This is a genomic window from Actinomadura sp. 9N407, from assembly GCF_044326315.1.
Lineage (GTDB): Bacteria > Actinomycetota > Actinomycetes > Streptosporangiales > Streptosporangiaceae > Spirillospora.
In genome coordinates, this window is the sequence record NZ_JBIRAW010000009.1 from 257,605 (window position 1) to 278,591 (window position 20,987).

The 20,987-nt window shown below is 73.1% G+C and carries 21 protein-coding genes; 14 read left to right on the plus strand and 7 right to left on the minus strand.

Annotated elements, in window-relative coordinates; translation table 11 throughout:
• The first annotated feature begins 329 nt into the window (after positions 1-329).
• The 4 genes from ACH34Q_RS17120 (at position 330) to ACH34Q_RS17135 (ending at position 4,487) form a co-directional block, all read left to right on the plus strand.
• On the plus strand, positions 330-1,766 hold the full coding sequence (locus tag ACH34Q_RS17120) for a M1 family metallopeptidase (protein ID WP_395983942.1): 1,437 nt from the start codon (positions 330-332) through the stop codon (positions 1,764-1,766).
• Positions 1,767-1,868: 102 nt separating this feature from the next.
• The gene (locus tag ACH34Q_RS17125; RefSeq protein ID WP_395983943.1) at positions 1,869-2,657 is read left to right on the plus strand and encodes an ABC transporter permease; all 789 of its coding nucleotides are present in this window, start codon (positions 1,869-1,871) and stop codon (positions 2,655-2,657) included.
• Positions 2,650-3,465 carry an ABC transporter permease gene (locus ACH34Q_RS17130; protein WP_395983944.1) on the plus strand — a complete coding sequence of 272 codons (816 nt, stop codon included), beginning with the start codon at positions 2,650-2,652 and terminating at the stop codon, positions 3,463-3,465. Before ACH34Q_RS17125 ends, ACH34Q_RS17130 begins: the two co-directional genes overlap by 8 nt.
• Before the next feature lie 35 nt (positions 3,466-3,500).
• Entirely contained in the window at positions 3,501-4,487 is a 987-nt protein-coding gene (locus ACH34Q_RS17135) for an ATP-binding cassette domain-containing protein (protein ID WP_395983945.1), read from the plus strand.
• Between the two features lie 49 nt (positions 4,488-4,536).
• On the opposite strand, the gene ACH34Q_RS17140 is transcribed toward ACH34Q_RS17135, so the two are convergent.
• The gene (locus tag ACH34Q_RS17140) at positions 4,537-5,010 is read right to left on the minus strand and encodes a hypothetical protein (protein ID WP_395983946.1); all 474 of its coding nucleotides are present in this window, start codon (positions 5,008-5,010) and stop codon (positions 4,537-4,539) included.
• Between the two features lie 254 nt (positions 5,011-5,264).
• On the opposite strand from ACH34Q_RS17140, the gene ACH34Q_RS17145 reads away from it, so the two are divergent.
• The 8 genes from ACH34Q_RS17145 to ACH34Q_RS17180 all read left to right on the plus strand — a co-directional run bounded on the left by ACH34Q_RS17145 (position 5,265) and on the right by ACH34Q_RS17180 (position 12,934).
• Positions 5,265-7,298 (plus strand): DUF6077 domain-containing protein, encoded by a 2,034-nt coding sequence (locus tag ACH34Q_RS17145; RefSeq protein WP_395983947.1) that lies wholly within the window; start codon positions 5,265-5,267, stop codon positions 7,296-7,298.
• A 92-nt stretch (positions 7,299-7,390) separates the two neighbouring features.
• Positions 7,391-8,035 (plus strand): hypothetical protein, encoded by a 645-nt coding sequence (locus ACH34Q_RS17150; protein WP_395983948.1) that lies wholly within the window; start codon positions 7,391-7,393, stop codon positions 8,033-8,035.
• Between the two features lie 3 nt (positions 8,036-8,038).
• Positions 8,039-8,506, plus strand: coding sequence for a hypothetical protein (locus tag ACH34Q_RS17155; RefSeq protein WP_395983949.1), 468 nt, complete (start codon positions 8,039-8,041; stop codon positions 8,504-8,506).
• A 161-nt stretch (positions 8,507-8,667) separates the two neighbouring features.
• Positions 8,668-10,074 carry an aldehyde dehydrogenase family protein gene (locus ACH34Q_RS17160; RefSeq protein WP_395983950.1) on the plus strand — a complete coding sequence of 469 codons (1,407 nt, stop codon included), beginning with the start codon at positions 8,668-8,670 and terminating at the stop codon, positions 10,072-10,074.
• Between the two features lie 213 nt (positions 10,075-10,287).
• On the plus strand, positions 10,288-11,037 hold the full coding sequence (locus tag ACH34Q_RS17165; RefSeq protein WP_395983951.1) for a hypothetical protein: 750 nt from the start codon (positions 10,288-10,290) through the stop codon (positions 11,035-11,037).
• 46 nt (positions 11,038-11,083) lie between these two features.
• Positions 11,084-11,962, plus strand: coding sequence for a helix-turn-helix domain-containing protein (locus ACH34Q_RS17170; RefSeq protein WP_395983952.1), 879 nt, complete (start codon positions 11,084-11,086; stop codon positions 11,960-11,962).
• Between the two features lie 10 nt (positions 11,963-11,972).
• Positions 11,973-12,512 carry a hypothetical protein gene (locus ACH34Q_RS17175; RefSeq protein WP_395983953.1) on the plus strand — a complete coding sequence of 180 codons (540 nt, stop codon included), beginning with the start codon at positions 11,973-11,975 and terminating at the stop codon, positions 12,510-12,512.
• 23 nt (positions 12,513-12,535) lie between these two features.
• Complete coding sequence (locus tag ACH34Q_RS17180) at positions 12,536-12,934, plus strand: YkvA family protein (protein WP_395983954.1); 399 nt, start codon at positions 12,536-12,538, stop codon at positions 12,932-12,934.
• 25 nt (positions 12,935-12,959) lie between these two features.
• Here ACH34Q_RS17180 and ACH34Q_RS17185 read toward each other — a convergent pair whose 3' ends face one another.
• Together ACH34Q_RS17185 and ACH34Q_RS17190 are read right to left on the minus strand one after the other, a co-directional pair.
• Entirely contained in the window at positions 12,960-13,817 is an 858-nt protein-coding gene (locus ACH34Q_RS17185) for an LLM class flavin-dependent oxidoreductase (protein WP_395983955.1), read from the minus strand.
• The gene (locus ACH34Q_RS17190) at positions 13,814-14,959 is read right to left on the minus strand and encodes a helix-turn-helix domain-containing protein (RefSeq protein WP_395983956.1); all 1,146 of its coding nucleotides are present in this window, start codon (positions 14,957-14,959) and stop codon (positions 13,814-13,816) included. The genes ACH34Q_RS17185 and ACH34Q_RS17190 overlap by 4 nt, the downstream gene beginning before the upstream one ends.
• A gap of 117 nt (positions 14,960-15,076) precedes the next feature.
• Between ACH34Q_RS17190 and ACH34Q_RS17195 the strand changes: the two genes are divergently transcribed.
• The gene (locus ACH34Q_RS17195) at positions 15,077-15,871 is read left to right on the plus strand and encodes a class II aldolase/adducin family protein (protein WP_395983957.1); all 795 of its coding nucleotides are present in this window, start codon (positions 15,077-15,079) and stop codon (positions 15,869-15,871) included.
• 81 nt (positions 15,872-15,952) lie between these two features.
• Positions 15,953-17,002, plus strand: coding sequence for a Gfo/Idh/MocA family oxidoreductase (locus ACH34Q_RS17200; protein WP_395983958.1), 1,050 nt, complete (start codon positions 15,953-15,955; stop codon positions 17,000-17,002).
• On the opposite strand, the gene ACH34Q_RS17205 is transcribed toward ACH34Q_RS17200, so the two are convergent.
• The 4 genes from ACH34Q_RS17205 to ACH34Q_RS17220 form a co-directional block, all read right to left on the minus strand.
• The gene (locus ACH34Q_RS17205) at positions 16,996-17,817 is read right to left on the minus strand and encodes an endonuclease/exonuclease/phosphatase family protein (protein ID WP_395983959.1); all 822 of its coding nucleotides are present in this window, start codon (positions 17,815-17,817) and stop codon (positions 16,996-16,998) included. The two genes, ACH34Q_RS17200 and ACH34Q_RS17205, sit on opposite strands and share 7 nt — an antisense overlap.
• A gap of 83 nt (positions 17,818-17,900) precedes the next feature.
• A complete protein-coding gene (locus ACH34Q_RS17210; RefSeq protein ID WP_395983960.1) occupies positions 17,901-18,908 on the minus strand; it encodes a hypothetical protein in 1,008 nt (335 codons plus the stop codon).
• Between the two features lie 278 nt (positions 18,909-19,186).
• Positions 19,187-19,627, minus strand: coding sequence for an HNH endonuclease (locus ACH34Q_RS17215; RefSeq protein ID WP_395983961.1), 441 nt, complete (start codon positions 19,625-19,627; stop codon positions 19,187-19,189).
• Positions 19,628-19,980: 353 nt separating this feature from the next.
• Positions 19,981-20,964 (minus strand): GNAT family N-acetyltransferase, encoded by a 984-nt coding sequence (locus ACH34Q_RS17220; protein WP_395983962.1) that lies wholly within the window; start codon positions 20,962-20,964, stop codon positions 19,981-19,983.
• Between the last annotated feature and the right edge of the window lie 23 nt (positions 20,965-20,987).

Below are 20,987 nucleotides of genomic sequence, written 5' to 3' on the forward strand. Positions count from 1 at the left end.
AGCAGGTAACGCGCTCGCGTGGTGGCTGAGGCCACTTTGAGACAGCTTTCGGTCTCCCGGGTCCCCTCCTCGGTACGCGAGGCTCACTGAGGAAATCGCCGATCCAGCCCCGATCGGCAAGCAGAAGGCCCCTTCTCCGTCCCTACACCCGGAGAAGGGGCCTTCTGGCGTTCCCGGACCCCGCGCGGACCCGCGACGCGCGAACGGCGTCCAGGTTTTCCTCGCTGGCCGCAACCGGGCAGCGGCATCGACAGATCCTCTGACCGGCGTCAGGGTCGGGCGTACCACTTGATCTATCGACGGAGTACTCGACGGAGAGGACCCGAACGATGGCTTTGCGGCGCTCGCCCTACCTGGTCTCGCTCGCGCTGGCCGCGATCGGCATGACCGCGCTCGCCCCCGCGGCACTGGCCGACACACGCTTCACCCCGGGCGCGGCGGGGCTCGGCGACTCCTACTTCCCCGAACTCGGCAACGGCGGTTACGACGTCGGGCACTACGGGCTCGACACCGCCTACGACCCGGCCACCGACGTGCTCACGGGCACCGCCGTCATCAGCGCGCGGGCCACTCAGAACCTGTCGCGCTTCAACCTCGACCTCTACAAAATGAACGTGCGGTCGGTACGCGTGGACGGCAAGCCCGCCCGCTACACGCGTACAGGAGAGCGGGAACTGGTCATCACGCCTCCCAAGGGCCTGCGCAAGAACCGCCACTTCACCGTGACCGTCCGGTACGACGGCGTACCGGAGACCCTGCGCGGGCCCATCGTCTTCGGCCTCCCGTACGGGTGGGTCCCCACGCCCGACGGCGCGTCGGTGTCCTCGGAGCCCAACGGCGCCTCGACGTGGTTCCCGGCCAACGACCATCCCCAGGACAAGGCGCTGTTCACGATCAGGACGACCGTGCCGGAGAACCTCAAGGCCATCGCCAACGGGCACCTGGTGGGGCAGTGGAGCAGGGGCGGCACCGCCACGTTCGTGTGGCGCGAGGACCGCCCGATGGCCCCGTACCTGGCCACCAACTCCATCGGCAGGTTCGACGTCAGCACCACCACGACCGGCAAGGGCATCCCGCAACTGGACGCGGTCGACCCGGATGTGGCGGCCCACCCGGACGCCGTGGCGACGCCGCGCCACACCACCCGCGCCACCGACGAGCTGGCCGACTACTTCGGGCGCTACCCGTTCACCACCACGGGCTCCATCGTCGAGAACAACGGCGTGCCGCCGCTCAACACCGGGTACGCGCTGGAGACCCAGAGCCGGCCGATCTACCACCGGCCCCGGGCCGAGGGCGTGGTCGTCCACGAGATCGGGCACCAGTGGTTCGGCAACAGCGTCTCCACGCACCGGTGGAAGGACATCTGGCTGAACGAGGGCTGGGCGCGCTGGATCGAGTGGTACTGGACCGAGCGGCACGGCGGCGCGACCGCGCAGGAGTCGTTCCAGCTGACCTACGACAACCCGCCGGCCGTCCCGCCGGACCGGCCGCCGTTCTGGGAGCTGGTGGTGGCCGACCCCACCCGTGACCAGATGTTCCACGGCGCGGTGTACTCCCGCGGAGGCCTGACGCTGCAGGCGCTCCGGCAGAAGATCGGGGACGAGCGGTTCCTGCGGCTGGCCCGGACCTGGGTCCACCAGAACAGGTACGGCACCGCCACGACCGAGGAGTTCATCTCGCTGGCGGAGAGGGTCTCCGGCCAGGACCTCGACGCCTTCTTCAAGGTCTGGCTCTACACACCGTCCAAGCCCACCAGCTGGTAGCGGGGACATCGCGGGTGGCCGGGCCGGCGGATCTCGCCGGGTCCGGCCACCTCGCCGTCATGGCATGGTGCCCCTGCGCGCGTTTCCGTATGCTCATGGCAAGTGGGCGTCTTTCCGTGGGTGGCGTGGTACGCGTTCCGCCGTCACACCGCCTATCCGCTGAGCGCGGTCGCCGAGGCCCTCACCAACACCGTCTTCGGGTTCATGCGCGCCTACATCCTGGTCGCGCTGTGGAACGAGCGTCCGTCGCTGGGCGGCTACGACGTCGCCGACGCGGTGACGTTCTGCTTCCTGACCCAGGCACTGATCGGGCCCGTCCGGATCTTCGGCGGGATGGAGCTGACCGAGCGGATCCGCAACGGCGACGTGGCGATCGACCTGCACCGGCCGGTGGACCTGCAGGCCTGGTGGCTGGCCGACGACCTCGCGCGCGGGACGGCGGCGCTGGCGTTGCGCGGTGCTCCCCCGCTGGTGGCGGGGGCGCTGGTGTTCGATCTGACGCTTCCGGGACCGGGCACGCTGGCGGCGTTCGCGCTCTCGGTGGCGCTGGCGGTCCTGACCGGGTTCGGGATCCGCTACCTGGTGGCGCTCGGCATGTTCTGGCTGCACGACGACCGCGGCCTGAACTCGGTCGCGCTGGTGATGTCGCTGTTCTTCTCCGGCATGATCCTGCCGCTGGTGGTCTTCCCTGGCTGGCTGGGCGAGGTGGCGCGGGCGCTGCCGTGGGCGGCGCTGATCCAGGTCCCCGCCGACGTGTTCCTCGGCAAGCACACCGGGACCGGGCTGCTGGGCGCGCTGGCGTTCCAGGCGGGCTGGGCGGTGGCGCTGCTGGCGGCGGGCCGGGGGCTGACGGTGGCGGCGCGCCGGAAGATGGTGATCCACGGTGGCTGAGGCACTGGACCGTACCGTCCGGATGTACGCGCTGCTGGCCTGGACCTGGACGCGCGCCGCGGCCCGGTACCCGGTCTCGATGGTGCTGCTGAGCCTGGGCACCGCGGCGGTCGGCGGGCTGGACCTGCTGGCGATCGTGCTGATGTTCGCCCACACGCCGGTGATCGGCGGGTTCTCGGCGGCCGAGGTGATCTTCCTGTACGGGACGAGCGTGCTGTCGTTCGCGGTGGCCGACGTCCTGTTCGGGACGACCGAGCGGCTGGACGTGCACATCCGGGAGGGATCGCTGGACTCCATGCTGGTCCGGCCGGTGAGCCCGCTGATCCAGGTCGCGACCGAGGACTTCTCGCCGCGCCGGCTCGGCAAGCTGATCCCCGCGGTGGCGGTCCTGGCGGTCGCGCTGCCGCGGCTGGACGCGCCCTGGGACGCCGGGCGGATCGCCATGGTCCCGCTGATGGTGGCCTGCGGTATCGCGATCTTCGCGGGGCTGTGGGTGCTGACCGCGTCGCTGCACTTCGTGCTGATCGAGGGGCATGCCGCCACCAAGTCGGTCACCTACGGCGGCGCGTTCCTCACCCAGTACCCGATGAGCGTGTTCGCCCGCGACTTCGTGCGCGGGGTGACGTTCGTGGTGCCGCTGGCGTTCGTGAACTGGCAGCCGGCGCTGTACGTGCTGGACCGGCCGGATCCGACGGGGATGCCGGCGGCGCTGCGGTTCGCCTCGCCGGTGGTGGCGGTGCTGGTCTGCGCGCTCGCGGCGCTGGCCTGGCGGACCGGGCTGCGGCACTACCGGTCGACGGGAAGCTGAGGAATCGGCGGGAAGCCGGGGAAGAGGGGCGGGGCATGATCGAGGTGGCGGAGGCGTCCAAGTCGTTCACCGTGCGCAAGCGTGCCGCCGGGCGCGGGCGGCGCCGGGCGCGCACCACGGTGCGGGCCGTGGACGAGGTGTCGTTCACGGTCGGGCGGGGCGAGTTCGTGGGCTATCTCGGCCCGAACGGCGCGGGCAAGTCCACGACGATCAAGATGCTGACCGGGATCCTCACCCCGTCGTCGGGACGGGTGCGGGTGTGCGGGCTGGACCCGTCCCGGCAGCGGACGGCGCTGGCGCGGCGGATCGGCGTGGTGTTCGGGCAGCGCACCACGCTGTGGTGGGACCTCCCGCTGCGCGACAGCCTGACGCTGATCCGGCGGCTGTACCGGGTGGAGGCGGCCGCGCACCGGGAGCGGATGGCGGAGCTGACCGCGCTGCTGGAGCTCGGCCCGTTCCTGGACACCCCGGTCCGCCAGCTCAGCCTGGGCCAGCGGATGCGCGGCGATCTGGCCGCGGCGCTGCTGCACGATCCCGAGCTGCTGGTGCTGGACGAGCCCACGATCGGCCTGGACGTGGTCAGCAAGGCCACGGTCCGCGCGTTCCTGGAGCGGATCAACACCGAGCGCGGCACCACGGTCCTGCTCACCACGCACGATCTGGGCGACATCGAGCGGCTCTGCCGGCGGGTCATGATCATCGATCACGGCCGGCTGGCGTACGACGGCGGCCTGGACCGGCTGCGCGAGACCGTGGGCGGCGGCCGCGTCCTGGTGGTGGAGCTGGCCCGGCCGGGGCCGCCGATCGCGGTGCCGGGAACAGAGGTGATCGCCGTCGAGGGGCCGCGCCAGTCGCTGCGGCTGCCGCGGGAGGCCAACGCGGCGGCGGTCGTGGCCGAGCTCGCGGGCCGGTACGAGATCCGCGACATCGCGCTGCGGGAGACCGACATCGAGGACGTCGTCGCGCGGCTCTACCGCGGAGACCATGCGTACGAGCGTCCCGGCCGGCCGGTGGCGCCCTGACGCGCCGGACGCGGTCTAGGGCTTCGCGGGCCGGGACATTGAGACACGTCTAGCGCTGGACGGACTGGTAGTAGGCCTCCGAGGCCTCTTCGTCGTCGTCGCGGTCGGGGCTCCAGCGGCGCGGGGCCCAGGTCGGCATCAGCAGCGCGAAGCCCATCAGCCCGAACACGCCCGAGCCCGTCAGCATCCGCAGCCCGAAGTCCAGATCGCCGGCCGGCGGCACCTGGCCGGGCAGGTCCAGGACCCGGGACGGGTCGATGAGGAAGTAGACCGACAGCCCGAGCAGCGCCAGCGCCGGGACCAGCGACACCAGCGGGGAGGCCCAGCGGGCGACTATGATCACGCCCATCACCAGGCCGACGGCGGCCAGCAGCGCGAACGCCCCGTACATCCGGGTGCTGTCGGTGATCTCCTGGGCGGACCCGTCGAAGGACTGGCCCGCCTGGACGTATCCCCAGGCCGCGCCGTAGGCCAGCGCGGGGGTCAGCAGGAGGCCGAGCAGGAAACCGAACGCATGGCGCACCGGGCATCACATCCCATCGGACGGGCCCGCACCCTGCCGCGCGGGCGGCCGTAGGGCACCCATCACAGCACGTGCTTCCGGTACCGCGCAGTAATTCAGGCCTTATTGCATTAAGTCGTGATCTTCAGGGTAGGGCCGCCGATCATGATCGCATCGGCCTGCTTGGGGGTCCGGGCCGGGGGGCAGGATTGATCGCAGTGGACGGCCAGGCGGAACCGGGCCGGGCGAGGAGCACCGCGCCCGGCGGACCGGCCGTGCCCCCGGCACCGCTCGCCCGCGCGCTGGACCGGGCCACCGACGCCGTGGTCGTCGCGTTCGCGATCTGGACGCTGGTCTACCATCTCGGCCTGCTGATCCGGCCGCCGTCCTGGGCCTTGCTCGCCATGTGGGCGGCGGCCTCCGGCGCCGCGGCGGCCGTGTACGCATGGCGCAAAAGGCCCGGCGGTGGTGGAGCCCTGTGGGACGACCCGGCCGTACCGTCCTGGAACGGGATCCCGTGGCAGGTGGCGGCCGTCGCCGTCATCGCGGGAGTGGGCGCGGGCGTCGCGGCCGGGCTGCACGAGAACGGCGTGCCGTGGTGGTGCACCTGGACGCTCGGCGTGCTGAGCGTCGCCGCGACCGCGTACGGGGTGCTGCGCGGCCGTACGGTCCCCGGCGGACCGGGCCCGGACGGACCGGGCGCGGACGGACCGGGCGCGGACGGACCGGACGGCGAGACCCCGGCGAGAGGGGAGGGACGCGGTGACCGCTGGGGATCGCCGGTCGCGCTCGTCACCTCGGCCGGGTTCGCCGTGGCCTCGTGGTTCCTGGTCAACCCGGACGGGGACGACGCCTACTTCGTGTCCCGGTCGGTGGCGACGGCCACCGACGGGCGGATCCCGTTCCACGACGTCATCTTCACCACCGGCACGACCGGGCCGATCGCCGGAGAGCCGCCGGTCTCCTCTGTCGAGGTCCTCGCCGGCGTGCTGGCCCGCCTCGTCGGGATGCACCCCGCCTCGTTCCTCTGGTACGTGCTGCTCCCGGCGGTCACGTTCCTGGCCGTGTGGGCGTTGTGGCGGCTGGCCCGCGAGTGGGCGCCGCGCCTGGCGCTCGCCTGCTTCGCCGTCGCGGTGGTCTACCTGCTCTGGTCGGGAGTCGGGCAGGCGTCGCTGGGCTCGTTCCATCTGCTGCGGATGTGGCAGGGCAAGGCGATCATGGTCTCTGCCCTGATCCCGCTGCTGTACGTCCACCTGACCCGGTGGGCGGAGCGGCGCACGGGCGGCGCCCTCGTGCTGGTCGCCGCCGCCGGGACCGCCGCCGTCGGCCTGTCGTCGTCGGCGACGATGGTCGTTCCGCTGGTCACCGGCGCCGTGGCCGGGGCGCTCATCGTGAGCGGGCGGGTCAGGACCGGCCTGGCCGCGTGCGCGGCGATGCTCTACCCGCTGGCCGCCGGGATCGCGGTGCTGCTCCTCCACGACGACACCAGCGTCGTCGGCCCGTTCACCGACGCGCCGACGAGCTTCTCGTGGGTGCTGATGAGCGGAGTGATGGGCATCGCCGGCGGCTGCGCTCTGTGGCTGGCGCCGCTGCTGGCCCGCCGGGGCATCCCCGCCCTCGTCACCGCCGGCACGGCCGCGGTCACGACCCTGCTGCTCCTGCCGGGGGTCCTGGACGCCATCGCGGACGGCACCGGCGCCGCGCAGGTCATGTGGCGGACGCTGTGGCTGGTGCCGGCCCCGGTGCTCGTCGGCCTGCTGGCCACGGCCCACCTGAGGGGCTTGCCCGTGAACGCGGTCCGTGTCGCCGTTCCGGTGGCGCTGTGCGCGGTCATGGTGGTGGCCGGCGTGCCGCTGTGGTCCGGCCAGAACGGGACGTCCATCGCGCACCGCCCGTCCTGGAAGACCGACAAGCACGACCTCGCCACCGCCCGCAAGGTCATCCGTACGGCCGAGGCCCGCGCTTCGGGACGGCCGGTCGTCGCACTGATGCCGCAGCGGTACATGCGGCAGGTGCCGCTCTTCTCGACGACGCACCACGCGGTGAACCCCAACAGCCACTACCTGCGGCTGCTCCCCGTACAGCGGCGGTTCATCGACGACCGGATGCTCCTCACGACGCTCATGGAACCTCGCGCGGCGTCCGATCCGAGCGCGGCGGAGGTACGGCGCGCGCTGCGCCGGACCGGGGTCACCATCGCCTGTACGCGGCGTACGGACGCGGCGCCGTCGCGGCTGCTCGAAGCGGCCGGATTCGTCGAGCGGACCCGGGTCGGGCGCCTGACCTGCCTCTTCCCCGCCGCCTCCTGACCTCGGCGCGGAGCCGAAACCGGGGCGCCCGTTTTGATGCCCTTTGTTCGGGCAGGTGGCCGTCCATCGACCCGACCCAGGTGGGAGGAGCAATGTCGACCATCCTCATGGTCGTCGTCGCCGTAGTGATCATCGCGCTGGTGGCGGTGGCCGGGTACGTCCTGTGGACCCAGGCCCGCACCCGCAAGCTCCGGCGGCGGTTCGGCCCCGAATACGACCGCGCCGTGGAACGCCACGGCGACCGCGGCACCGCCGAGCGGGAGCTGCAATCCCGCGAGCGGCGCCATCACGACCTGGAGCTGCGCGACCTGGACCCGCGCCAGCGGGAGCTCTACCGCGAGCAGTGGGTGCACGTCCAGGAGCAGTTCGTCGACCAGCCCGCGGCGGCCGTCGAGCAGGCCGACCGCCTGGTGACGGTGGTCATGGGCGAGCGCGGCTACCCGACCAGGGACTTCGACGACCGGGTCGCGCACCTGTCGGTCGAGCACGGCCGGACCCTGGACCACTACCGGCGCGGCCACGACATCAGCGACCGCGCGACCCGGCGGCAGGCGAGCACCGAGGAACTGCGCCAGGCCATGGTGCATTACCGCGCGCTCTTCGAGGACCTGCTGATGGTCCCCGACGGGGACCGTTCCGGGACGCCCGCCACGCCCGGCGGACACGGCACGCACAACGCGCCCGGCGCGCACAGTGCGCCCGCGCGCCACGGCCGCGAGCCCGAGGCGGGGCGGTGACCGATGGAACGCGACAGCACGCCGGCCCCCGCCGGTGACACCGACCTGAGGGTCGCCGGTCCCCCGGCGTCCCCGACCGGAGAGGGCGGGATCGCCGAGGCGTTCCCCGCTCCGGTGGCCGAGCCTCAGGACCGTACCGACGACCACACCGAGGGACACGCGCAGGGCCACACCACTGGCCATGCCGAGAACCGCGAGCGGCTGCTGGACGGACCCGTGGCCGACGGCTTCAACGAGCGCTGGCGCGAGGTGCAGTCCGGCTTCGTCGACGACCCCCGGGAGGCCGTCCGCCGGGCCGACGAGCTGGCCTCCGAGGTCGTCAACGCGGTCGGCCAGGCGCTCGCCGCCCGCAAGCGCACGCTCGCCGACCGGCTGGACACCGGCGGCGACGGTGCGTCCCCCGACACCGAGCGGCTGCGGCTGGCGCTGCGCGACTACCGCGACTTCGTCGACCGCACCTTGACCATCTGAACCCCGACCGTCTGACCCGACCATCCGAAGGAGCCAGTGCCGCCCGCCGGAAGCCATCCGGCGGGCGGCGCTTTCGCGGCGGCGCGGGGACTGGTCCGCGGCGGCACCGGGGTGAATACTGAACGACATTCGGTCCGGCGCGACAATTCGGAGGATCCATCTTGTCCGAGTACACGATGACCATCGGCGGCCAGGCCGCGGCCGCCCCCCGCACCTTCGGCGTGATCAACCCGGCCACCGGCGAGGTCGCCGAGCAGGCCCCCGACTGCTCCCGCGAGCAGCTGGACGCGGCGATGGCCGCCGCGCAGGCCGCGCTGCCCGAGTGGCGCGCCGACGAGGCGGCCCGGCGCAAGGCGCTGCACGCGGCGGCCGACCTGCTGTTCGCCAAGTCGGAGGAGATCGGCCGCGTCCTCACCCTGGAGCAGGGCAAGCCGCTGCAGGACGGCACCATGGAGGTGGTCGGCGCCGGCGTCTGGCTGAAGTACTTCGCCGACCTCGAACTGCCCCGCGAGGTGATCCAGGACGACGACAACGCGCTGGTCGAGGTCGTCCGGCGCCCGATGGGCGTGGTCGCGGCGATCACCCCGTGGAACTACCCGCTGCTGCTGGCCATCTGGAAGCTGGCCCCGGCGCTGCTGGCCGGCAACACGATGGTGCTCAAGCCCTCCCCGTTCACCCCGCTGTCCAGCCTGCGGCTCGGCGAGGTGCTGCGCGAGGTGCTGCCGCCCGGCGTGCTCAACGTCGTCACCGGCGGCGACGAGCTCGGCGGCTGGATGACCGCCCACCCGGCCCCGCGCAAGATCAGCTTCACCGGCAGCGTGGCCACCGGCAAGCGGGTGGCCGCGGCCGCCGCGCCCGACCTCAAGCGGGTGACGCTGGAGCTGGGCGGCAACGACCCGGCGATCCTGCTCGACGACGCCGACCCGGCGGTGGTCGCCGAGAAGCTGTTCGGCGCCGCGTTCATGAACAACGGCCAGGTCTGCTCGGCGATCAAGCGGGTGTACGTACCGGAGGCCCTGTACGGCGACGTGGTCGACGCGCTGGCCGCCAAGGCCAGGTCGGTCAAGGTCGGCGACGGCATGACCGAGGGCGTCGAGTACGGCCCGGTCAACAACAAGCCGCAGTTCGACCGGGTCAGCGAGCTGGTCGCCGACGCCATCTCCGGTGGCGCCCGCGCCGCCGCCGGCGGCAAGGCGATCGACGGTCCCGGCTACTTCTTCGAGCCGACGATCCTGGCCGACGTCGCCGACGGCAGCCGGATCGTGGACGAGGAGCAGTTCGGCCCGGCGCTGCCCGTGATCAAGTACCGCGACCTGGACGAGGCCGTCGAGCGCGCCAACGGCACCCACTTCGGGCTGTCCGGCTCGGTCTGGGGCGCCGACGCCGACCGGGCCGCCGAGGTCGCGGGCCGGCTCGAATGCGGCACCGCCTGGGTCAACACCCACCTGGCGCTGGCCCCGAACCAGCCGTTCGGCGGCTTCAAGTGGAGCGGCGTGGGCGTGGAGAACGGCACCTGGGGCCTGTACGGCTTCACCGAGATCCAGGTGATCCACCGCTCCAGGCTCTGAGCGGCTCCCGGGCGGCCTCCGAGCGGCCCTGAGCTCGCGGGCGGCGGGACCCGGATGATCCTCTGGGCCCCGCCGCCCGTACGGAATAGTGCGGACGGTCACTACTTCAGGCCAGGAAAGTGACACGGTCGGTACTGGTGGCCGGACCCGGTGATAGGACACGCTCTGTCTCGGGGCCGCAACCGCCACACCCCCTGATCGTGGAGGCGCCGGATGCAGACGTGGGACGTCATGCGGCAGGACGACAACGGCAACCAGGTCCACATGGCCACGCACGACACCCGGATCTCGGCGCTGGCCCAGGTGCTGACGATGGAGAGCGGCGTCCCGCACAAGCAGATCTACTGGGTGACCGGCCCGTCCGGGCCCGCCGTGCGCACCAACCGCGACCTCTACCTGCACTTCCTGCAGCTCGGGCAGGACGCCAGGGCGGCCTCGTGGTCACTGTCGGCGTTCCTGCGCGCGCTGTGGAAGGTCAGCGGCCCGCTCCGCGACCGCGACCGGCTGCATCCCGACGACGTGGCGGCGATGTTCTCCGCCGCGGCGACGGTCCCGCCCGCCGCGTACGACCCGTCGTGGAGTACCCGCGACCTGTCCCTGCCGGGCGACGAGCCGCACGGCCACGCCGACTGGGAGCGCGTCGTGCTGTCCCAGCTGGCCGACCTGGAGGACTTCCTCACCCATCCGCCCGGGCCGCAGGCGCGGTTCGGCGTGGACGCCCCGCGCCCGCCCGGCTCCGGGGCCCGGGCGACCCCCCGCCGCTGGTACAACTTCGATCCGGCGACCTACCTGGAGTGCGCGGTGGCGGGCAGCCTCGGCGGCTGGGACGCCGCCGACGGCGCCCGGGTGCCGCTGCCCAAGCCGGACGGCCAGCCGCCTGCCCGCTCGTACGTCCGCGCCATGACCGGCATGAGCTGGGGCGATCTCGCCCGGATCGCGGTCTGCGGCCAGCTGTACGAGTGATCGGCGATGCGCGGTCCTGTCGGAGCCGGATGCCAGACTGGAGGGCATGAGGCCGGTCAGGTTCGAGGACCAGGGCGACTGGTGGCTGGCGTACAGCGCGCCCCACCCCGCGCTGCGCCCCTTCCTGACCGCCTACAACGGCTACTGGGAGAAGGGCATGGTCCCGAGCCGGATGCGCACGCTGCCCGGCCGGCATGCCGTCATGATCGTCAATCTGGGATCGCCGCTCGATCTCGAGGTGCCCGGCGCCCCGGTGGAGCGCTACTCCTCGTTCGTCGCCGGGATGCACGACGGGCACGGCTCGTACCACAGCCCGGGCGGCCAGCGCGGCGTCCAGCTCGACCTCACCCCGCTCGGCGCGTACACGCTGCTCGGCATCCCGATGGGCCATCTCACCAACATCGCCGCCGCGCTGCCCGACCTGCTGGGCCGGGCGGCCGGCGAGCTGGCCGCCCGGCTGGACGCCGCGCCGGGCTGGCCCGCCCGCTTCGGCCTGCTCGACCGCTTCCTGCTGGACCGGCTGGAGATCGGCCCCTCCCCCTCCCCCGAGGTGACCCGGGCCTGGCAGGTGCTGCTGGCCACCCAGGGCCGCGCCGCCGTGGGCGATCTGGCCGGTGACGTGGGCTGGAGTCGCCGGCATCTGGCCCAGCGGTTCAAGGAGCAGGTCGGGCTGGCACCCAAGGTGATGGCCCGGGTGCTGCGGTTCGAGCGCGCGGTGGAGCTGATGGCGGCGGGCCCGCCCGACCTGGCCGGCATCGCGATCGGCTGCGGCTACTTCGACCAGGCCCACCTCAATCGCGAGGTGCGGGCGCTGGCCGGCTGCACCCCGACCGAGCTGCTGGCCACCCTGCAGCCCCAGTCCGCCGAGTCGCCGCCCCGGGAGTACGCGGGCGCGGGGGGTGGACGCGAGGGCGATCCGGGGTAACGATCCGGGTATGCCGCGCCTGATCCTGCTCGGTGCCGGGGCGGCGCGGTCGTCCCGTTTCGCTCCGGCGGGCCTGCTCGTCGAGTACGGCCACACCCGGGTGGGGATCGACGGCGGTCCCGGCTCCGAGCCGCCCGAGAACGTGCACGCCTGGCTGGTCCGGGACGATGCCCCGCACCCCGATCTGCTCCGCATCGCCCAGGAGACGGGCATGCGCGAGCCCGCGGTGGCGGCCTTCCGGCACGGCTCGCTGCACATCGACCCGATGCCGGCCGGCGACGGGGCGTACGGCTACCGGATCGTCTCCGGGCATCACACCGCCGTCTGGGCACCGCGCTTCGGCGACTTCCCCGGCTGGGCCGGGAGCGCCGACCTCGTCTTCGCCGGCCCCGGCTCCGACCTGGCCGCGACCGTCGAGGCCGCCCGCCGGCTGAAGGTGGGCCGACTGGTCCTCGTCCTGCTGGACGAGCGCGCGGGCGCGGCCATGGACGCCGGAACCGATCCCCCGTTCGGCGAATGGGGCGAGGAGGGCGGGCAATACCGGATGTAGGCCCCGACGTCCGGAGGTACCCGATGATCCCCGCCGGCCTGGCCGCCCTCGTCGCGGGCGCGCTCCTGATCTTCACCGCCGGCGGCTCGGTCGCGGGCGTCGACGGCACGGTGGCCGGCGCCGCCGTCCTGGGCGCCGGCGCGCTGCTGCTGATCGCGGGCCTGGTCAGGATGCGGCGCCGCCGTCCCGCGGGAACGGGGACCGAGCCGTACCGGACCGGCAAGGGGAAGATCATCGCGATGGTCGCGGCGGTGGTCTACATCGTGTCGCCGATCGACCTGATCCCCGACTTCCTGCTGCCGGTCGGGATCGTGGACGACGCCACCGCGCTCACCTGGCTGCTGGTCGCCGCGGGCCAAGAGGCCGTCCGACGCCGCCGGAGCCCGCGCGGCCCGCGCGAGGCGCCGCGCCAGGTCCGCTGACGCCGGGCCCCTGACGGCGGCGCGCTCAGTGCGCGGCGGCGATGGCCTCGAACACCGCCATATCGGCGTCCCAGTCGGTGCCGGGACGCGGCCAGTGCAGCGCGACCTCGTCGATGCCGAGCTCGGCGTACCGGCCCGCCAGATCGGCGAACGCGGCGGGCGACTCCAGCCACGGCTCGTCGGTGAAGCCGGTCAGGAACAGCGGCTTCACCTCGGCGGGATCGCGGCCTTCGGCCTCGCAGGCCGCGCGCAGGCCGCCGAGCTGGTCGCGGACGGCGTCCTGCGGTGCCTGCCCCTCGCGGCCCCGCCCGTTGGTGACCCAGCCGGATCCGTACCGTGCCGCCAGGCGCAGCCCCTTCGGGCCGGTCGCGGCGATCACGAACGGCACCCGGGGACGCTGGACGCAGCCGGGCTCGGTGACGACCTCGCGGGCGGAGTAGTAGGTGCCCTCGTAGGTCGTCTCCGGCTCGGTGAGGAGCCGGTCGAGGAGGCCGACCCACTCGGCGAAGCGGTCCGCGCGCTCGCGGGGTGACCACTCCTCGCCGCCGAGGATGCCGGAGTCGGACGTACGGGCCGTACCGCCCGATCCGATGCCCAGCCGGAGCCGGCCGCCGCTGATGTGGTCGATCGTCTTCGCGGCGTGCGCGGTCGGCACCGGATGCCGGAAGTTGGCCGAGGTCACCAGCGTGCCGAGCCGGACCCGCGAGGTGACCGCCCCGGCGGCCGCGAGGGTCGTGTACGCGTCGTACCAGGGAGTGGCGCCCCGCCAGGCCATGTGGTCGTACACCCAGGCGGTGTCGAAGCCGAGGTCCTCGGCCCGCCGCCACAGATCGCCCATCTCCGGCCACGACGACATCGGCCACATCACGGTGCTGATCTTCATCTTCCCATCCCACCATCCGGCGGCCGGGAGATCCACTCCCGCAGCGCCCACCACCAGTGGGCGGCGTGCGCGACGGCGTCCTCGGCGGCGGTGGGCGTCCCGCCGGTCAGCTCCTGGAAGCGCCGCAGCCGGTACTTGACGGTGTTTCCGTGCACGTGCAGGGCGCCCGCCGTGGGCTCGATCCGCCCGCCGTGATCGAGCAGCGCCAGCACGGTCGCGGCCAGCTCCCGGTGGAACGGGTCGGCCGGGTCGAGTCCGCCCAGCAGCCGGGCCGCGAGCAGGCGTCCCAGCTCGGGCTCGCCCTCGGTGACGGTGACCAGTGCCAGGTCGGTGAGCGGGCGCAGCCCGGTCAGCCCGGACGCGGCGCCCGCGCGCAGCGCGCGGCGGCCGAGCCGGTACAGCGGCGCGATCCGGAGGGGCCGCTCGGCGGGCGCGGCCACCAGCAGCGGCCCGCCGGCCAGCTCCGGCGCCTCGGGCAGCCGGGTGACCAGCGCGGCCAGCCGCCCGTCCACCAGCCCGCACAGGGCCGGGCCGCCGGCGGCGAGCGCGGCCTCCAGCCGGCTCGCGACGGCGGGATCGCTGATGTCGGAGACGACGCAGTGGTACGGGACGTCCGGGTCGAGCGGCGCGCGGACGGTCGCCGGCTCCCCGTGCAGCAGCTGCCGCAGCGTCTGCACATGGCCCTCCCGGGTCGTCCGGGCCATCTCCAGCTCCGCGATCCGGTGGGCGTGCACCATCCGGTGGACGAGCGCGGTGTTGATGGCGTCGATCCGGGTGACGCCGTCCAGCAGCGTGTCGGCCGGCACCCGCCGCCGGCGGCCCTGCTCGATCAGCACCCCGACCAGGTGCGAGCGGCCCGCCTGGAAGCCGTCCAGGAGCGCGGCCACCGGCACGCCCTGGCGCGCCCGGTCGGCCCCGAGCCGTTCCGCCGCGGCCAGCACCTCCGTACCGGGCTCGCCGCCCTCCTTCAGGGCGGCCAGCACCCCGTGGACGAGGGCGCGGGTGTGCCGCCGGGTCTCCTCCTCGGGCAGCGCCGCGACCAGCTCGGACCGGCTGCGCGCGGCCCGTACGGTGGATTCCAGCAGGCCGGGGTCGGCGGCGCGCTCCAGCAGCAGCCGCAGGAAGGCGTCGACGTCCGGCATGGTGCCCTCCCTTGTCCGTACGGGACAACCACCGCCGCGCTGGTTGACTCCTCCCAGCCTAGACGAGCGCGGGGTCGGCACGGTTTGGTGGACGTAGACAAGCCAAGGAGTGCCCTGATGTCCGAAGAAGACGAGTTCCTCGACAAGCTGCCCACCGACCTGATCTTCCGGCTGCCGCCGTCGTTCGACACCGTCGAGGAGGAGCGCCGGCACCGCAAGGAGCGGCTGACCGCCGCGCTGCGGATCTTCGGCAAGTTCGGCTTCGAGGAGGGCGTGGCCGGGCATATCACCGCCCGCGACCCCGAGCGCGCCGACCACTTCTGGGTCAACCCGTTCGGGATGTCGTTCAAGCACATCAAGGTCAGCGACCTGATCCTGGTCAACCACCAGGGGCAGGTCGTCGAGGGCCGCTACCCGGTCAACGAGGCCGCCTTCGCCATCCACTCCCAGATCCACCAGGCCCGTCCCGGCGCCGTGGCCGCCGCGCACAGCCACTCCACGCACGGCCGCGCGATCTCGGCGCTCGGCCAGAAGCTGGAGCCGATCACCCAGGACGTGTGCGCGTTCTACCAGGACCACGGCCTGTTCGACGACTACACCGGCGTGGTCACCGACCTGGAGGAGGGCAAGCGCATCGCGGCCGCCCTCGGCGACCACAAGGCCCTCATCCTGCGCAACCACGGCCTGCTCACCGTCGGCGAGACCGTGGACGCCGCCGCCTGGTGGTTCATCACCATGGAGCGCTCGTGCCAGGTGCAGCTGCTGGCCAAGGCCGCCGGGGCGGTCGTCCCGATCGAGCACGACAACGCGGTCCTGACGCACCAGCAGATCGGCAACGACCTGGTGGGCTGGATCAACTACCAGCCGCTGTTCGACCAGATCACCCGGGAGCAGCCCGACCTGTTCGACTGACCGGCTCGTTCGGCCGACCGGCGGTTCGGCTGACCGGGAGGCCGTTTGTGCTGGTCGCGCGGCATCGGCGATGATCGGTGCATGGCATTGCGGGTGGCACTCATCGGATACGGCACCGGCGGCGCGGTCTTCCACGCGCCGCTGATCACCTCCGTTCCGGACCTGCGGCTGGACGCCGTCGTGACCGGGAACCCCGAGCGGCAGGAGGCGGTGCGGCGGCGCCATCCGGACACCAAGGTGCTCGACAGCGCCGACCGGCTGTGGGAGACGCCCGAGGCGTACGACCTGGTGGTGGTGACCGCGCCCAACCGGCAGCACGTGCCGCTGGCCCGCACGGCGCTGACCTCCGGCATGCCGGTCGTCGTGGACAAGCCGGTCGCGGCCTCCGCCGCCGAGGCCCGCTCGCTGTCGGCACTGGCCGCGGTGCGCGGGCTGCCGGTGATCCCGTTCCACAACCGGCGCTGGGACGGCGACTTCCGGACGGTCCGGCGGCTGGCCGGCGGCGGCGAGCTGGGGACCGTCCAGCGGTTCGAGTCGCGGTTCGAGCGCTGGCGGCCCGAGATCAAGCCCGGCTGGAAGGAGAGCGCCGACCCGCGCGAGGCCGGCGGGATCCTGTTCGACCTGGGCCCGCACCTGATCGACCAGGCCGTCACGCTGTTCGGCCGGCCGGAGCGGGTGTACGCCGAGATCGACGTGCGCCGGCCCGGTGCCGCCACCGCCGACGACGTCTTCGTCGCCCTCACCCACGAGGGCGGGACGCGCTCGCATCTGTGGATGAGCGCGACGGCCGCGCAGCCCGGTCCGCGCTTCCGCGTGCTCGGGTCCGCCGCCGCGTACACGGTCTCCGGGATGGACGGCCAGGAGAAGGACCTGCGCGCGGGCCGCACGCCGAAGGACGCCGGCTGGGGGCAGGCACCGCTCGAGTCGTACGGGCGGCTGGGCACCGTGGCCGCGGACCGGCCCGAGCCCACCGACCCCGGCGCGTACCAGGACTTCTACGCCGAGGTCGCGCGGGCGCTGCGCGGCGCCGGGCCTCCCCCGGTCGACCTCGCCGACGCGATCACCGGCCTGGAGGTCATCGAGGCCGCGATCCGTTCGGCCGGGGAGGGTGCCCCGGTCGCGCTTCAGTAGCGCAGGTCCGCCAGCACGCCGTAGTGGTCGGAGGCCACGATCCCGCCGATCGGCTCGGTGCCGAGCAGCTCGCAGTGCACCGGATGCCCGGCCCCGCCCGGCCTCGGCCAGGCGGACAGGATGTAGTCGATCCTGCGGTCGGGCCACAGCACCGGCTGCGTCCACGGGTTCGTCCGCGCCCAGGTGTGGCCGGGCGTCCCGTCGCCCGCGGTCTCCCACGCGTCGTAGAACACCAGGCCGGGGGCCGTCACGGCGGCCCGGCCGGTGAGCATGCGGATCTCGTCGCTGTGCGGATCGGCGTTGAAGTCCCCGGCCACCACGACCGGTGACTCGACGTCGGCGGCCTTGCGCACGAAGGCGCCGAGTTCCCGCACCTGCTCCTGGCGCTGCGCGCTGTGGCCCAGCTTCCAGCCGAGCCCGACACCGGCGACCTGGACGGGCCCGCGCGGTCCCTCGGCCCGGACGAACAGCGCCTGCCCGCCGTCCCAGCCCTTCCGGTCCCGGTCACCGAGCCGCTGCTCCTCCCGGCCGCTGAGCGGCCAGCGCGACAGCACCGCGATCCCCGACTCGGGCGCGCCGCCGTAGACGTGGTGCGGCAGCCCGAGCGGCCCCTTGAGCCGCTCGGCCTGGGATCCGTCCTCGTCGTCCCACGCCTCCATCAGCACGACGATGTCGGGTGCGGCGGCCAGCAGGGCGGCCAGCAGCGCCCGCTCGCGGTCGTGCCACGGCCCGTACCGGGCCCACGTGTTCCACGTCGCCACCCGGACGGTCGTCTCGATCAGCGGCCCGTACGGCCGCTCGATGTCGTAGGCCATGACCCGACTCTGGCATCACCGGGCGGGCGAGATCCAGTCTCCGGCGGCGCGGCGGTGCGTCCGGGCGGTGCGGGGGCGGTGCGTCAGAGCACCGACACGTGCACGTGGTCGTAGTGGTTCTGGGTGACGCTGCCCCGGTCCTCCATCTGCTTCCAGCCGCCGCTGCCGCGCATGTCGTAGATGCGCTGGCGCCAGATCACGTACTTGATCCCGAACCGCGAGGCGTTGTCGATCACGTACTGGGCCACCGCGTCACCATGGGCCAGCGCGGAGGAGCTCGGCATCTGCCCGCCGGTGCTCTCCATGAAGTCGCACGCCCGGCCCGAACCGTGGTCCTGCGGGTCACCGGGACGCGCGCACCCGATGGCGGGGAACGCGCCGAACTTGCCGTCGACGGCCTGCAGCACCGTGCGCATGCGGGCGGTCATCGAGTTGCCGGTGATGGGCGACTTGGTGCCGCTGGCGCCGTCCGGCCGGCCCGACGAGCCACCGCCGCCCGAGGTCGGGACCTCGGGCTTGTACTTGGCCATCAGCTTGCTCACCCGCTTGCGCTGGCTCTCCAGGTCCTCGACCTCCTCGCGCACCTTGGCGACCTTGGCACCGGTGTCCTTCTGGGACTTGGCCGCCTGGACGGAGAGGTTCTGCAGGGCCTGCACGCGCCGGCCGTTGTTGCGGGACAGGTGCTCGAGCACGGTGGCGTCCCGTACGGACGCGCTCGGGTCATCGGCGGTGACGATCGGGATGGTGTCCATCCGGCCGCTCATGTACGTGGAGGCGGCGATCCGGCTGACGTCGACCCGGGCGGCCTCGTACTCGCGGTCGAGCCGCTCGGCGTCGGCCTTGGCGCGCTTGGCGGCGGCCTTGGCCTCGTTCAGCGAGATCAGCTCGCCGCGGTACTCCTTGGACAGCGAGGCGGCGCGCTTCTCGAGCTTGGCCAGCTCCTTGGCCGGATCCTTCGGCTCGGCCGCGCTGCCCGCGCTCGGCGGAAGCACCGCCGAGAAGGTCAGCAGGGCCGCGACGGCCACGCTGCGCCTGGCCATCCGGATGCGGAAGGACCTCCGCTTCCCGCCGTGTGGGTCGAGGGCCGCCACTGCTTTCTCCTTAGCACCATCGAGCAAGATTGGCGGCACGCTACCACAAACAGCTAATTGGCATGCAATACTCGGCCAAATACGCAGCGTTACCTTAAAACTACCGGAAGAGGACCTTATCTCAATATGAAGGACAGTGACGCGTGGGCTCCGCCGTGGTGCGGAGCGCACGCCGCCGGACGGCCGCCCGGCCTGGCCGGAACGTGATCCGGCTCGCTCCGGCCGGCGGCCGCGCTCCTCATGTGTCGGGGGTCACTCGATGCGTCCGGATCGCTCGCTCAGTGGCCGACGAGCTCGTCCCAGACGGGGACGCGGGGACGGATGCGCAGCCGCATCCCGGCCTCGGCCGGCGTGCGGCTGCCCTTGCGGTTGTTGCACTTGCCACAGGCCAGGACGGTGTTCTCCCAGGAGTCGGCGCCGCCGCGCGACTGGGGCATGACGTGGTCGATGGTGTGACCCCGCTTGCCGCAGTAGCCGCACAGGCCGCGGTCGCGCAGGTGCACGCCGCGCTTGGTCCAGGGCGGGCGCCGGCCGTGCCGCCAGCGCATGGCGACGTAGCGGACCAGCCGCAGCACCCGCGGCACGGGGTAGCGGCCGATCGTCCGGCCCTCCTCCGCCTCCTCGACGACGGCCACCTCGCGCACCAGCATGCGGATGGCGTGCCGCAGGTCGACTTTCTGTAAAGGCTCGTACGACGCGTTCAGGACGAGAACGTTCACCGGGTCACCTCCCTTCCGTCCACTCCACCGGCCATTGGTGCGCCATTATGGCGATCACCAGGGAACGGCGGAGAAATGGCCCATGAATTCTCCGGCCCTTCCTGACGTTCCGAAAGGCCCACCTCAGGGTCCCGATCTTCGCGGTGAACGGCAAGGCGTTTTTCGGCCCGCACGGCCGTCTCAAAGTGCCCAGCGACCTCAGCCCCGCGCGAGCGCGACACTCTGCCCGGGTGAGGCGACGCCGAAGGCGAGCCTCACCCGGGCAGATCGCGAAGCGATGCAGCGCTCGCAAAGGCCCGGTTAGGCGCGAGCCGCCAGGCGAGGGCCGTAGGCCGGGACTTCAATCGACACGACTAGAGGCGCGTGCTGTGGATTGTCGGGAGATCACGAGCGGCGGCCTGGTACTCCCGCGACTCGCGCTGGCGGCGGAAGCCCAGTTCCTCGTTCACCGCCAGCATGTGGGCGTTGTCGCCGGCGTTGTCGGTCTCGATCTCGCGGACCTCGGGACGCTCGGCGGCCAGCCACTCCAGCATGACCGCCTTGACCCAGATGCCGAGCCGGCGGCCGCGGTGCTCGGGGACCACCGCGGTGTCGTACTGCGCGGCCCGTTCGGGGGCACCGGCCGGGACGACGATCTCGGTGAAGCCGGCGACGGCCGTGCCCTGGACGGCGGCGACGGTGTAGAGGTCGTCGCCGCGCTTGGCGACCATCTCGGCCATCTCGCGGACGCGGTCGGCGTCCCAGGGCAGGCCCTCGTACTCGGCGAGGTCGGCCATCGCGTGCTTGGCGCGGGCCAGGGCGTCGGCGTACTCGTCCGGGACCATGCCGCGCCAGCGGACCAGCCGGTAGCCGGACGGGCCCGCGGCGACCAGCTTCGGGACGCGGTCGGGCGGGAGGTCGTCCAGGCGCAGCAGCAGGCCGCTCAGGGTCAGGACGCAGACGAAGCCGTGCGACTCCAGGAACGGCACGGCCGGCGTGCCCGCCAGGACCTGGGCGATGACGCTGCCGCGGCCGTCGGCGCGCAGGCCCTCGGCGGCCACGGCCATCAGCCGGGTACCGAGGCCGCGCCGGCGGTGCGCCGGCGCGACCTGGATGTCGATCTCCCCCGGGCGGTCGGCGCCCGGCCCGCCCGGCAGCCGCAGCTCGGCGACCGCGGCGGTCTCGCCGCCGTCGGCGGCCGCCCACAGCCGCCGGCCGGCGTCCCGCAGCAGCCGCGCCGTCTGCTCCCGGACGGGGGCGGGGTCGCCGGCCGGCTCGGCCGCGTGGACCGCCGTGAGCACGGCGTGCCACTGCTCGATCTGCGCTTCGGTCGGATCATCGAGCGGGATGACGTCCATCAGCCTGTTCTACAGGATCCGGC

Coding starts and splice junctions, on each gene's coding strand:
- ACH34Q_RS17120 (WP_395983942.1), top strand. CDS start 330: ATGGCTTTGCGGCGCTCGCCCTACCTGGTCTCGCTCGCGCTGGCCGCG.
- ACH34Q_RS17135 (WP_395983945.1), top strand. CDS start 3,501: ATGATCGAGGTGGCGGAGGCGTCCAAGTCGTTCACCGTGCGCAAGCGT.
- ACH34Q_RS17150 (WP_395983948.1), top strand. CDS start 7,391: ATGTCGACCATCCTCATGGTCGTCGTCGCCGTAGTGATCATCGCGCTG.
- ACH34Q_RS17155 (WP_395983949.1), top strand. CDS start 8,039: ATGGAACGCGACAGCACGCCGGCCCCCGCCGGTGACACCGACCTGAGG.
- ACH34Q_RS17165 (WP_395983951.1), top strand. CDS start 10,288: ATGCAGACGTGGGACGTCATGCGGCAGGACGACAACGGCAACCAGGTC.
- ACH34Q_RS17170 (WP_395983952.1), top strand. CDS start 11,084: ATGAGGCCGGTCAGGTTCGAGGACCAGGGCGACTGGTGGCTGGCGTAC.
- ACH34Q_RS17175 (WP_395983953.1), top strand. CDS start 11,973: ATGCCGCGCCTGATCCTGCTCGGTGCCGGGGCGGCGCGGTCGTCCCGT.
- ACH34Q_RS17180 (WP_395983954.1), top strand. CDS start 12,536: ATGATCCCCGCCGGCCTGGCCGCCCTCGTCGCGGGCGCGCTCCTGATC.
- ACH34Q_RS17185 (WP_395983955.1), bottom strand. CDS start 13,817: ATGAAGATCAGCACCGTGATGTGGCCGATGTCGTCGTGGCCGGAGATG.
- ACH34Q_RS17190 (WP_395983956.1), bottom strand. CDS start 14,959: ATGCCGGACGTCGACGCCTTCCTGCGGCTGCTGCTGGAGCGCGCCGCC.
- ACH34Q_RS17195 (WP_395983957.1), top strand. CDS start 15,077: ATGTCCGAAGAAGACGAGTTCCTCGACAAGCTGCCCACCGACCTGATC.
- ACH34Q_RS17200 (WP_395983958.1), top strand. CDS start 15,953: ATGGCATTGCGGGTGGCACTCATCGGATACGGCACCGGCGGCGCGGTC.
- ACH34Q_RS17205 (WP_395983959.1), bottom strand. CDS start 17,817: ATGGCCTACGACATCGAGCGGCCGTACGGGCCGCTGATCGAGACGACC.
- ACH34Q_RS17220 (WP_395983962.1), bottom strand. CDS start 20,964: ATGGACGTCATCCCGCTCGATGATCCGACCGAAGCGCAGATCGAGCAG.